Here is a 12,857-nt window from a genome sequence, read left to right on the forward strand (position 1 = left end):
ATTACAAAGCCCCTGCTTTGATTTCGTCAACTACTGCCGGATCAAGCAAAGTACTGGTATCGCCCAGGTTTGAGGTATCGCCCTCGGCTATCTTGCGCAAAATGCGGCGCATGATCTTGCCCGAACGTGTTTTTGGCAAGCCGGTTACAAACTGGATCTTATCCGGTTTGGCTATCGGGCCAATGATACGTGATACCGTCATGATGATATCCTTGCGGGTAATGTCCTCATCGCCATGTTTATCAGGGCTCACCACATAGGCATAAACACCCTGGCCTTTAATGTCATGCGGATAACCAACAACTGCCGATTCAACTACGCTGCTATGCATGTTGATGGCATTCTCCACTTCGGCAGTGCCTATACGGTGACCGGATACGTTCAATACGTCATCCACGCGACCGGTAATGCGGTAATAGCCATCCTCATCGCGCAGACAGCCATCCCCGGTGAAATACATGTTTTCGTAAGTGGCGAAGTAAGTGGTGCGGCAGCGCTCATGATCGCCATAAGTAGTACGCAGCATGCCCGGCCATGGAAATTTGATACACAGGTTGCCGCTTACGCCATTGCCTTCAATCACTTTACCGTTTTCGTCAACCAAAACAGGTTGTACGCCTGGTAATGGTAAGGTGGCATACCCCGGTTTGGTTGGGGTAATACCGGCGATAGGAGAAATCATGATACCGCCATTTTCGGTTTGCCACCAGGTGTCAACAATCGGGCAGCGGTTTTTGCCGATATTGTCATCAAACCAATGCCATGCTTCCTCATTGATAGGCTCACCTACAGAGCCCAATTTTTTAAGCGAGCTTAGGTCTTTATTATTTACGTTATCCAGCCCGAAACTCATCAGTGAGCGGATAGCTGTTGGCGCGGTATATAATATGTTTACTTTGAATTTATCTACAATCTCCCAGAAACGACCACAATCAGGATAAGTTGGGATCCCTTCGAACATCAGCGTGGTAGCCCCCTGCGAAAGCGGGCCATATACGATATAAGAGTGACCGGTGATCCAGCCGATATCGGCAGTACAGAAATATACCTCGCCCTGGTTGTACTGGAATACGTTGGCAAAAGTATAACCTGTATAAACCATATAGCCGCCGCAGGTATGTACCACCCCTTTGGGTTTACCCGTTGAGCCAGATGTGTACAGGATGAAGAGCATATCTTCAGCATCCATTACCTCGGCAGGGCAGCTTGGGTTACCTTGTGTTTCCACTTTTTTGATCTCATCTTCCCACCAAACATCGCGGCCTTTGATCATGGATACCGGCGTGCGGCTGCGGGTAAGCACAATAACTTTTTTAACCGAGCGGCATTGTACCAAAGCATCATCAATCACAGTTTTAAGCGGAACTTCCTTATTGCCGCGCTTGCCGCCATCGCAGGTGATCACGATGTTGCACTCGGCATCGTTGATCCTATCGGCAATGGACTGTGCAGAAAAACCACCAAACACTACCGAGTGGATAGCACCGATACGCGCACAAGCCAAAACAGCAATAGCCAGCTCGGGGATCATGGGCATATAAATACAAACACGGTCACCTTTTTTTGCGCCGTTGTTTTTAAGTACGTTGGCAAACTGGCACACTTTATCATGCAACTGGCGGTATGTTAAAATGCGGTGATCCTCTTCCGGGTCGTTAGGTTCCCAGATGATAGCGGGTTTATCGCCAAGAGTTTCGAGGTGACGGTCGAGACAGTTTTCGGTTATATTGAGTTTTGCACCCTGGAACCATTTGATCTTAGGCTCCTTAAAGTTCCAGTCCAGTACGGTGTCCCACTTTTTTTGCCATAAAAAATTATCGGCAATGCCGGCCCAAAACTGCTCGGGCTGCTCAACACTTTGCTGGTAAACTTTTTTGTACTCTTCAAATGATGTAATTTTCATCGGTTGGTTGTTTGGTTGATGAAGCTGTTCCGGGTTTAAATTGTTTGTTTTTTGTCCTCCGTACCAAGTTTCATGCTGGTTTAAATGGTGGGCGTAATTTAATAATTTATGTGTGATGTATATATTAAAATTCTTACTTTTTAAAATATTTTAAAAAGTAAGAATTGGACAATTGCAGGCTTTAGATTTTGGTATTGTTATTGGTTTGTGCAGGAGGCGCGTTAGGGATAGAAGTGGAAAGCCCGCAGCGAACGAGGGGGAGCGTAGGGGCAAAGCGAGGACTTGCAACGGAAAGCCCGGGCCGCAGGCAACGCCCATGTTATAAACCCGATTGGGAGGCCATCTCCTTGCATTGGATACACGGCATGTGGGGCACCGATAAATCCGGCATGGCTTCCTGTTTTGATTGGCCAATAATACACAACCGAATATGCTATGATAATGCGCACAGCCGCCTAAAATTTTGTTACTTTTGCTCATATTGCTATACTAATTTATGAGCGAAGAAAGATCACTGAACTTTATAGAGGAAATTGTTGAAGAAGATTTGGCTGCCGGTAAAAACGACAACCGTGTACTTACCCGTTTCCCGCCCGAACCTAATGGTTACCTGCATATTGGTCATGCCAAGTCAATTTGCCTTAACTTTGGTTTGGCAAAAAAATACAATGGCCTTACCAACCTCCGTTTTGACGATACCAACCCTGTTAAGGAGGATGTTGAATATGTTGACAGTATTAAGGAAGATGTAAAATGGCTTGGCTTTGATTGGGCCAATGAGCTTTATGCTTCTGATTATTTCGATCAGCTGTATGCCTTTGCCGTTGAACTGATCAAAAATAACCTGGCCTATGTTGATGACAGCACAGCCGAAGAAATAGCCGCCCAGAAAGGTACACCTACCGAACCGGGCACGCCAAACCAATACCGCAGTCGCTCCGTAGAGGAAAACCTGCAGCTGTTTGCCGATATGAAAGATGGCAAATACCCCGACGGCGCGAAAGTACTGCGTGCAAAGGTTGACCTGGCATCGCCCAACATGCACCTGCGCGACCCATTGATGTACCGTATTAAACACGCTCATCACCATCGTACAGGCGATAAATGGTGTATTTACCCGATGTATGATTTTGCTCACGGGCAATCGGATGCTATTGAAGAGATCACGCACTCTATCTGTACGCTGGAGTTTGTACCTCACCGTCCATTGTACGATTGGTTTATTGAAAAACTGAATATTTTCCCGTCAAAACAATACGAGTTTGCCCGCTTAAACCTTAACTATACGGTAATGAGCAAGCGCAAATTGCTGCAACTGGTTAACGAAAACTATGTTGATGGCTGGGACGATCCGCGGATGCCTACCATCAGTGGTTTACGCCGCCGTGGTTATACTCCTGCTTCTATCCGTGAGTTTTGCGAGCGTATTGGCGTTGCCAAACGCGAAAACATGATAGATGTTGGCTTGCTGGAATTTTGTATCCGCGAGGACCTGAACAAAACCGCATGGCGCCGTATGGCTGTGCTTGATCCGGTTAAGCTGATCCTGGATAATTATCCTGAAGGCGAAACCGAAATAATGCACGGCGAAAACAACCCCGAAGTTGAAGGTGGAGATGGCGGCAGGGATATTCCGTTTGGCCGTGAGTTGTGGATAGAGCGTGAGGACTTTATGGAGGTTGCGCCTAAAAAATTCTTCCGTTTAGGTATCGGGCTGATGGTGCGCCTAAAAAACGCTTATATCATTAAAGGTGAAAGCATTGTGAAAGACGCCGATGGTAACATCACCGAGATCCATTGTAGCTATCTGCCCGAATCAAAATCAGGCCATGATACCAGCGGCATTAATGTAAAAGGCACCATCCACTGGGTGAGTGTTGAACACGCCAAAACTGCCGAGGTGAGGTTATACGACCGTTTATTCCAGGTTGAAGACCCTTCAAATGAGGATGGCGACTTTAAAGATTATATCAACCCTAACAGCCTGCATGTATTATCAACCGTATACATTGAACCAGATTTAGTTAATGCCGAGTTAGGCAAGCCGGTTCAGTTTATGCGTAAAGGTTATTTTACTTTAGATAAAAACTCGACTCAGGATAAACTGGTGTTTAACCGCACCGTTACATTGAAGGACGGCTGGGGTAAAAAGTAATCGCCCCTCGGCCCCGCTTAAAAAAATCATGTCATTGCGAGCGAAGCGTGGCAATCGCACGGAAGCATATCCGCCCTGTATAGCATGCGATTGCTTCGTCGTTCCTCCTCGCAATGACATGTTTTTTGTGTTCCGGACATCCGTGACGACAACAACGGCATAGCTTTTAGCTTCTAATTCCCTTTAAATTCAGCCTTCCGTTTTTCCATAAAAGCTGCTACGCCTTCTTTAAAATCTTTTGTGCCGAAGCATTTGCCAAACTCGGTTATTTCAGTTTCATAGCCATTAATGCCATCGGTATAAGCGGCATTGATACTGCGGATAGCTGCCGCAAGGGCTAAAGGGGCACGGGATAATATTTTATTCAGGATCTCTTCGGCTTTTATAAGGAGTTCCTCAGCAGTTGTTACGTGGGTAACCAGGCCATATTGCAGGGCATCGGCAGCAGTGATCATATCTGCCGTAAGGATCATTTCCATTGCTTTGCCTTTGCCAACCAGTTGGGTAAGGCGCTGTGTACCCCCATAACCGGGGATCAGCCCTAAAGTTACTTCAGGCAGGCCCATTTTAGCATTGTCAGATGCTATGCGGATGTGGCAGGCCATGGCCAGTTCGAGCCCACCGCCCAAAGCAAACCCATTTACCGCTGCTATTACCGGCTTGCTGCCGTTGGCTATTAAATCAAAAACTGCGGTGTGGCCTGTACGCGAAAGCTGTGCACCTCCTTCAATATTCAGCGCTGCAAACTCACTGATATCTGCCCCGGCAACAAATGCTTTTGGTCCGGCTCCGGTAATGATGATACCACCAACCTCCGGATTTTGGAAAGCCAGGGTAAAAGCGCTATGCAGTTCGGCCAGCGTATCTTTATTAAGAGCGTTCAGTTTGCTTTCGCGGTTAATGGTGATTTGTTGAACGCGGCCCTTGTTTGCTATCAGTAAATTTTGAAATTCCATAGGTATTAGAAATTGCGGTGTTCATGTACCCAACCGGTTATATATTTTACAATATCCTGCGTACTGGTGCCGGGCGGAAAAAGCTCGCCAACGCCCAGTTTTTGCAACTCGAGCATATCTTCATGCGGAATAATACCACCGCCGGTAACCAAAACATCATCCATTTTTTTCTCTTTAATAAGATTAATGATGCGCGGAAATACCGTCATGTGTGCGCCCGAAAGTATAGAAATGCCAATGGCGTCCACATCCTCCTGCAGGGCAGTGTTCACCACCATTTCGGGGGTTTGGCGTAGCCCGGTATAAATAACTTCCATACCTGCATCGCGCAGCGAAGTGGCAATAATGCGCGCGCCGCGGTCATGGCCATCGAGCCCTACTTTGGCAACTAAAACACGGATTGGTCGGTTAAAGGTATTACTCATGAATAACCTATTGGTTTTTGTAAAAGTAATAAGAAAATTATGGAAGTTGTTTGTGTTTATTATAGGCTGTTTAAAACGATAGTTTTTGAATGTAGAGATGCATAATTGCATCTCACACGTGCAATTTACGGCAGCTGAGGTGCTTTTGAAATCGGCTTGTCCTTCAGGAGACGCAATTATGCATCCCTACAATTTTTCTCATTTTTAAGCAAGTTTATTGATAATGGCTTGATCTTGAGTTAGTTTTTTGATCGATTTATAAATATGGGCGTTGCCTGCGGCCCGTGCTATACGCTCATACTGCACCGGCATTAGCCACAAGCCGGTATCCGCTCCTATCACTAACGCAGCCCTTCGCGCATCATCTCTAAAATATATTTCGTACTTCATCATGGTTCTTTCCGGAAATTTCCCCGATCGTTATTCGGGAAGGTGGTAAGTATCATTGCTTAATAGCCGGCAAATTCTTCACGGCCTTTAGCAATGCTGTCTCTGTAGCGGCATTCACATTCACCAGGTAAAGCAGCTTAGCCCCCTTTGCGGCTGAGAGATTACCTATTAAAAAAAATTCTGACTGAATTTGGAACTCTTCTAGGCCATTCGTCTACCGTTATATGAAAACCATGCCACTGTTTCTGAGTGTTATCGCCTTCGTAAAAAAATTCAATGTAAGTATTGAAGTCCTCATCGTATTTAAAAAACCTTTTCTTTACTGCAAAGTCTGCAATAGCTTCGTTTAATAGATTTTGTGCCTGTTCTCGACTGCATAACAATGGGGCTGCTGATGGCCAGTGACCAACGCCATTTTCACCATGTTTATTGGAAAAATGGAATACTCGCGGTTCGCCAATATCCGCAAACCACTGAATAACGGCGGTCGAATTGTTAATAATCTGACAGTCAAGCTTTTCGAAATTGCCTGCCGAAACTTTTAAGCGTTGAACATTTCCGGGGGCCCCATTTAAGGATAATAGACATACTTTATCATTTTCCTGTACAAATTGAAGCGCCGCATAGGGGGCATAAATAAGATGAGAACCTTCTTCTGCAAATTGAACGGAGAATAAGACATAATTATGATTACTTACAGCCGAAGCATTCTCCAAAACTACTGATAGTTGATTCCCTATCGATGCCGTGAAGTTTTCGTCTAAATCAGTACAGTGGTGAATAAAATCTGATAGTTGCTCTCTTGAATAATAAACATTCGATTGATGTGAATAGGCGAGCCGAATCATTTTATAAAGATCACTTAAAAAATTTTGCTGTTGGTTTACATAATGTTCCCAATTCAAATCGACATAAAAGTTAAGATCATGATACATTTTAAAACCCCATTAAGAATTTTCTGTCAATTGTGAACTGATCAAAGAAACCCTTTGGTGCATATTTAATTTTGCCTCCTTCTTCAATTTTTATCTTGGTAGGTACGCTCAGATGTTCAATTTCGTTTCTTTCGAAATGATAAATCGATACTAATGCCTTATCTATCCCTTTACTAGTTTCTTCAAATCTCTTGCTTTGCACTAAAATTCCATTAACTATATGATCGCTATGAGTTTCTACTACTAGTTGTACGCCAGCTTGTGCAGCTAAACAAATCAGTTCGGCGAGTTTCGCTTGACCATTAGGGTGGATATGTGCTTCTGGATTCTCAATAAAAATGAGTGCACCGGATGGAGCAGAAAGAATCGCAACTAAAATTGGCATTACATATGATAAGCCGAAACCAACGTTTATTGATTTAAACGCAGCCGTCCGGCCCTCTTTCGACTCTGTTGAAAACTGATATTTTAATTCGTATCCGAGATTTCCAATATCTTCGACAATTATATTTACGCCTTCGCTGATTTCACGTTCCCAAGCTGTAGTTTGATAAAAAAGGTCTGTTGAATCAATGTTATTATTACGTAAACTTTCCAAGACATCCATGTCCGCATTTTCCATAAGAAAATGTACAAAGTGTTCAGCTCGCCCCTCTAAAACAGAAATCTGATTATAGATGCCAACAACTACATCATCTTTTTGATAGATTGCTTGTGGCCCCATACGTGCTGCACTTATAAATTGGCAATGTTTATCGAATAGGTTTTCCTTGGAAAGTAATTCTTTATCTGAAATGTGATCAAACTCTTCAGATTTCTTCATTAAGGTTTTAACGAGATCAGATTCTTTAACTGCTTCAAATCTGTATTCTAATTTAATGTTATCGGTTTGGACATTTATGCCAATTGCGTTACTCTCCGCAAATTCATAAATCGCATCCTTTGCTGTTCCTATATTAATAGGATTGGATTTGAGGTCAAGGTAGTCGAAGTTTGAGTTTCCTAAAAATGATTCTCTCAAAAGTAAAGTCGCTTGTATTGCCGATGATTTCCCTACTCCGTTTGAACCACAAAGAAGCGTTAGGTTCCCCATCTTTAATGTCGAGTTTTTATGGGATTTAAAATTAATAAGTTCTAGCTCCCTTATCATAGTGTATAGTATCTAATTAATTCGATAAAGTCCTCATGTCTTTGTTTAACGCGATCTTTAGTTGCTGTTCCAGTAGTAATTGACGCCCAGAACTTACTTTGAAGTTGAAGGTTTCTAAATTGTTCTAAGAAAGATTCCCGGCGGGACCTAAGTTCTAGCCTCTTGCTATCAGATAACTTAGAGAACCTAACACTTATGGTTTCGAATAGTGGTTTGTTAATCGGTTTACGTTTATCATTAATATTGGTTCTTTTCCTAAAAGCATCTCGTCCAAAAATATCAAAAGCAAGTTCCATGGCGTTTTTGAAAGATTGTTTTATTTTTAATTGTTCAGTTTCTGACCGCGGTATTGCAATTGTTCCTTTAGTTAGATAAGAATCCATGTCAGGCTCATAGCTCTCATAATCCATCAAGAAGAAAGTTACAAATCTAGTAACGAAGTCTAGATCCTGCTGCCTTTCGCTAGGGATTGAATTATCCGTTGCTTTAAGGAATGATTTACCTTCATCGGTATCGGGGGAAACAAGTTCCTCCAAAAAATCGATCTGGTAACCTTGAAAAAGTGCCGTTCTAATCTCTTGAGTTTCCAGTTGTATCCCACCTTGATTGATCCTGCTAAAAATATTGTATTTCACCTGATCAGGAGTGCCTTTACCAATAAGATTAATTGTTACTTGACTCGTTGATATCCTACGTTGGATATCTCTAGGTAATTCAGTGTAAAGTCGACCATCAAACTCTGATCTAAATTCTAAGTTTTGCAATCGAAATGGTTCACGGTTCGAGCTTATCGTATTTTGTTTAGTACCCGCTAGTATAAAATGCTCCAGTGTGCTTATTCTTTGTAAACCGTCAATCACCCGCCACTTTTTATCGGCCCCTTCGTCAAAATAGAATAAGGGTATAGGTAGATTTAGCATCAATGACTCAATAAACCTACTTTTGGTTTTTGGCTTCCACAAATTAGGTAGACGCTGATATTTGGGAATAAGAATCTCGTCGTATTCTAACATTTCAACCAACTGCCCAATTGTCCTAGGCACAATGCTTATACTAATGTCATTGGGATTAAATGGATTATCATTAGGTACATTTTCGTTACCCTCTTCTTGTTCAACTGGCTCAGAAGGTTCTGTTGATTCAATCATGTTTCTGCAATGGGTTAACCAACGTAAATATATAAATAAGTATAATGCAATTTGTTCGTTATGGAAAAACTACCAGTCCATAAAGTAAGTGATTCCTTTCAAAGGAAGGCTATCTTTTACATGTATAAGCTAAAGTAGTATATTTTAGCAATCGTTTTGGGTTTCCTTTTGGAAGCCTAGTTATTTAACATTTTCCTCTTTTTTTAACTCTTAACTCAGACGGACGTTCCATTGGAGGGGCAATTTTATTTGTATCTCTACAGATAACCGAAGTGTTGAAAACAGGGATGCTCAGGTTAAGTGCGAACGCGCTGATGAACCAAAGCGCCAGGAGGAGCACCCAATAATGTAAGCGCCTGAATCATTTATATATCACCACAAAGAAAAACACAAGTGAGGCGGAGTAATTGAAGCAAAAAGCACCAAAAGCAGTTCCTTCGGTGAGTTCAAAAAGGCCGGCCCCCTCCATAAGGAGGAGCCCGGCAGATATAGTGATTAGGATTAGGCCAGGTTTAACGGTACTATCTTCAAATAAAATTGCTTTAAGGTTTTTCATGTTTTGTAAATTAAAAGTACTTTATATTTCAAAGTTTATAAATAAAAAAAATTACAGTTTTTGTTGTTTGATCAAATTTTCGAGGGCGAGGAGGTGCAGCCGGAAAGCTGCCCGGCCTTTTTCGGATGTCAGGTAACGTGTATTGGGTTTGCGGCCTATGAAAGTTTTCTCCACCTGGATGTACTCTTCCTTCTCCAGCGCTTTCAGGTGCGATGCCAGGTTACCGTCGGTAAGGTTAAGCAATTCTTTAAGCGAGTTAAAGTCGTAGCTTTCATTAGCAACCAATACGCTCATGATTTGCAGGCGAATGCGGTTTTCAAAGGCTTTATCAAACTGATCTAATGATATCTTCACTTATCGTATCTAAAATGCATTACTGTACCATAAATAATGTGGAGCAGGCCGAAACCCAGACTCCAGAAAATTAAGCCGTAACCCGGCATTACAGCACACAGCAAACCTAATAAAATCTCCAATATCCCCAAGCTCCTAATACCCGAATATGTATAATGGCTGCCTGCGACTAACGACATACCGTAAAATATCAATGTAACAGGTGCCACAACACCATAATAACCACGATAAACAAGTATAATAGTAAATAAACCGCCGCTTACCAATGGGATTGCCATATTAATGAGCAGGCGTTTGCTGCCGGCGCTCCAAAATGGCTGACCGTTTTTTTTAGCCTTGCGTACCGATAGCCAGATCCCCGTGCCAATGGACAGTACAAGCACCGCGATTGCTACGATAAATAATTTTATGATCAGCACTTCTTCATTGTAAGTATGGCGCTCCCTGAGGGTAGTATACTCGCCCTGCAGCAAACTGTATCCTATGCCGGCGCCGGCGAAGGCATAGATGCCCGCCATCACACCCGAAAGGCCGCTAAGCGAAATAAACTTGGCCGAACGCTCCATCAGGTCGCGGATGGAACTTAACTCTGCATGAATATCTTGTTCTTTCATCAAAAGTACTTTGTTGTTCAAAGTTATATATAAGATTTGATTTTGCAAGAGGGGGATTGAGTTTTCTCAAATTATTTGCATCGCGCATAGTTAACTCACCCGGTCTGCGCTACGCTGGACCACCCTCTCTTCGCCTTCGGCGGAAAGAGGGCAGGAAAAAAAGAAAAACCCCTCTTTACGCTTGCGTAGAGAGGGGTGACAAGCGCAGCGATGTCGGGGCGAGTTAACACGTCGGCATACTTAATTTAATTTTCAGTATTTATTGAAAATTTAAAATGTATTGTATATTTGTTTCAGAAAACACTGAAAATTATGAAAACGCTCAAGAACCACATGATCCTGTTTGATGCAGAATGCCCGATGTGCCGTGCTTATACCGGTGCCTTTGTAAAAACAGGGATGCTTGATGCTGATGGCCGCGCTGCGTACCAGGAAGCACATGCAGGTACCTGCCCTGTTTATGACAGGCAAAGGGCTGTTAACGAAATAGCCTTAATTAACCTAAAAAGCGGCGAGGTTACCTACGGTGTTAAAAGCCTTTTCAAAATAATTGCCAATACCTGGCCTGTATTTACTCCCTTATTTGCTTTTAAACCATTCATCTGGCTCATGAGCAAGGTTTATGCTTTTATATCATACAACAGGAGGGTAATTATCCCTGCTGCCGAAACCGGCTTCGAATACCAGCCTACGTTTAAGCTGCATTATCGTTTATTGTATTTGCTTTTCACCTGGTTTTGTACAGGGTTTATACTTACCGCTTATGCACATCTGCTTAGGGGGATTGTTCCTTTAGGCAGCCCCTATCGTGAGTACCTGATCTGCGGCGGGCAGATCCTTTTCCAGGGAGCAGCTATATGCAGCTTTGACCGCCGTAACCTGTGGACCTACCTCGGCAACATGATGACCATCTCTTTTGCAGGCAGCTTATTACTGCTGATGGGGTTGGTTGTAAATCACTTTTTTCAATTCGGCCCGCTGATTTACACCCTGTATTTTATGGCGGTAGCAGGTTTAATGTTCCTTGAACACATCCGCCGTACCAAATTGCTTGGGCTTGGCTGGGTACTCACCGTTACCTGGGTAACTTATCGTATCGTTTTATTATTACTTATTTTAAACCTTAACTGATCATGAAAGCTTATAAAAAAATCGTACTGGCCGGCGGCAATGGTTATCTCGGTACCGTACTGGCCAAATACTACCGCGATTTGGCAGACGAGGTGATCATCCTGGCCCGCAAACAAAAACCTGTTGATGGCAACGTACATACCGCTGTTTGGGATGGCGAAACCGAAGGGGGATGGACGGTTCACCTTGCCGGTGCCGATATGCTGATTAACCTGTGCGGCAAAAATGTAAACTGCCGCTACACCGAAAAGAACAAGCGGGAGATCATCCGTTCAAGGGTAGTACCTACCGAACTATTAGGCAGGGTGATCCATAAGATGGAAAACCCGCCAAAGGTTTGGATCAATGTAACTTCTGCCACCATTTACCGCCACGCCGAAGACCGTCCGCAGGATGAGGATACCGGTGAGATTGGTTATGGCTTTTCTATTGATGTTTGCAACATCTGGGAAAACACTTTCTTTAAAACAGATACGCCCCATACCCGTAAAATTGCCCTGTGCATGGGCATTGTGTTAGGCCGAAGCGACAGCGTTTTTCCGCGGTTGCTTAACCTGGTTAGGTTTGGCCTCGGCGGCAAACAAGGCGATGGGCAGCAATACATAGCCTGGGTGCATGAGCATGATGTAGCCCGGAGCACCCAATGGCTGTTAGACCACCCCGAATTAAATGGCATATTTAACTGCACTGCCCCTGAAGCCGTAAAGAATACTGATATGATGCAGATTATCCGCAAGGCTTATGGTGCGCCTTTCGGTTTACCTGCCCCTCAGTGGCTGCTGGAAGTTGGCGCCATGGTAATCGGCACCGAAACCGAACTGATATTAAAAAGCCGGTGGGTAATGCCTAAGCGTTTACTGGATAGTGGGTTTAAATTTCAATATGAAAAAGCGGAGCATGCGGTGCATGATATTTTGAGTTTGAATAGGTAGCGGGTTGCTCATGTGTCAACGCGTGATGTTACTCGTTTGACGCTGTCCAACGTCTCTGACTTCAGATGGCTGTGCCTGTAGTCTGAATAAATAAGGGTTTTTTATGGTTCATAGATCATAGTTGATGGTTCATAGATTTTTTGTTATTGTTCTATGACTGAATAAGAATAACAACAGATATTACTGAACATAGCGTAGTTACAAAGTA

13 protein-coding genes are annotated in these 12,857 nt (G+C 43.4%); 3 read left to right on the top strand and 10 right to left on the bottom strand.

Translation table 11 applies throughout. The features are described from left to right. Position 1: 1 nt before the first annotated feature. Positions 2–1,903, bottom strand: a complete 1,902-nt coding sequence (gene acs, locus J3L18_RS27045) for an acetate--CoA ligase (protein ID WP_090532845.1) — start codon at positions 1,901–1,903, stop codon at positions 2–4. A 496-nt stretch (positions 1,904–2,399) separates the two neighbouring features. On the opposite strand from acs, the gene J3L18_RS27050 reads away from it, so the two are divergent. Then, the gene (locus tag J3L18_RS27050; protein ID WP_129568941.1) at positions 2,400–4,058 is read left to right on the top strand and encodes a glutamine--tRNA ligase/YqeY domain fusion protein; all 1,659 of its coding nucleotides are present in this window, start codon (positions 2,400–2,402) and stop codon (positions 4,056–4,058) included. A 173-nt stretch (positions 4,059–4,231) separates the two neighbouring features. Here the strand turns inward: J3L18_RS27050 and J3L18_RS27055 are convergent, their stop codons facing one another. The 9 genes from J3L18_RS27055 to J3L18_RS27095 all read right to left on the bottom strand — a co-directional run bounded on the left by J3L18_RS27055 (position 4,232) and on the right by J3L18_RS27095 (position 10,586). After that, positions 4,232–5,014, bottom strand: a complete 783-nt coding sequence (locus J3L18_RS27055) for an enoyl-CoA hydratase/isomerase family protein (protein WP_129568942.1) — start codon at positions 5,012–5,014, stop codon at positions 4,232–4,234. Positions 5,015–5,019: 5 nt separating this feature from the next. Next, positions 5,020–5,439: a cobalamin B12-binding domain-containing protein gene (locus J3L18_RS27060; RefSeq protein ID WP_091166978.1), complete on the bottom strand. Its 420-nt coding sequence runs from the start codon at positions 5,437–5,439 to the stop codon at positions 5,020–5,022. A gap of 204 nt (positions 5,440–5,643) precedes the next feature. Continuing rightward, entirely contained in the window at positions 5,644–5,832 is a 189-nt protein-coding gene (locus J3L18_RS27065) for a hypothetical protein (protein ID WP_129568943.1), read from the bottom strand. Positions 5,833–5,990: 158 nt separating this feature from the next. Then, a complete protein-coding gene (locus tag J3L18_RS27070) occupies positions 5,991–6,764 on the bottom strand; it encodes a hypothetical protein (RefSeq protein ID WP_129568944.1) in 774 nt (257 codons plus the stop codon). Between the two features lies 1 nt (position 6,765). Further along, positions 6,766–7,914, bottom strand: a complete 1,149-nt coding sequence (locus J3L18_RS27075) for a DUF3696 domain-containing protein (RefSeq protein WP_129568945.1) — start codon at positions 7,912–7,914, stop codon at positions 6,766–6,768. Next, positions 7,911–9,062, bottom strand: coding sequence for a DUF262 domain-containing protein (locus tag J3L18_RS27080; protein ID WP_129568946.1), 1,152 nt, complete (start codon positions 9,060–9,062; stop codon positions 7,911–7,913). The genes J3L18_RS27075 and J3L18_RS27080 overlap by 4 nt, the downstream gene beginning before the upstream one ends. 361 nt (positions 9,063–9,423) lie before the next feature. Next, entirely contained in the window at positions 9,424–9,618 is a 195-nt protein-coding gene (locus J3L18_RS27085; protein ID WP_129568947.1) for a hypothetical protein, read from the bottom strand. A 51-nt stretch (positions 9,619–9,669) separates the two neighbouring features. Beyond that, positions 9,670–9,972 carry a winged helix-turn-helix domain-containing protein gene (locus J3L18_RS27090; protein WP_129568948.1) on the bottom strand — a complete coding sequence of 101 codons (303 nt, stop codon included), beginning with the start codon at positions 9,970–9,972 and terminating at the stop codon, positions 9,670–9,672. Then, positions 9,969–10,586, bottom strand: coding sequence for a hypothetical protein (locus tag J3L18_RS27095; RefSeq protein WP_129568949.1), 618 nt, complete (start codon positions 10,584–10,586; stop codon positions 9,969–9,971). Before J3L18_RS27095 ends, J3L18_RS27090 begins: the two co-directional genes overlap by 4 nt. 312 nt (positions 10,587–10,898) lie before the next feature. Between J3L18_RS27095 and J3L18_RS27100 the strand changes: the two genes are divergently transcribed. Next, the gene (locus J3L18_RS27100) at positions 10,899–11,717 is read left to right on the top strand and encodes a DCC1-like thiol-disulfide oxidoreductase family protein (protein ID WP_129568950.1); all 819 of its coding nucleotides are present in this window, start codon (positions 10,899–10,901) and stop codon (positions 11,715–11,717) included. A 2-nt stretch (positions 11,718–11,719) separates the two neighbouring features. Further along, complete coding sequence (locus tag J3L18_RS27105) at positions 11,720–12,649, top strand: TIGR01777 family oxidoreductase (protein ID WP_129568951.1); 930 nt, start codon at positions 11,720–11,722, stop codon at positions 12,647–12,649. Positions 12,650–12,857: the final 208 nt, after the last annotated feature.

The organism is Mucilaginibacter gossypii (genome assembly GCF_017569325.2).
Classification (GTDB): domain Bacteria; phylum Bacteroidota; class Bacteroidia; order Sphingobacteriales; family Sphingobacteriaceae; genus Mucilaginibacter; species Mucilaginibacter gossypii.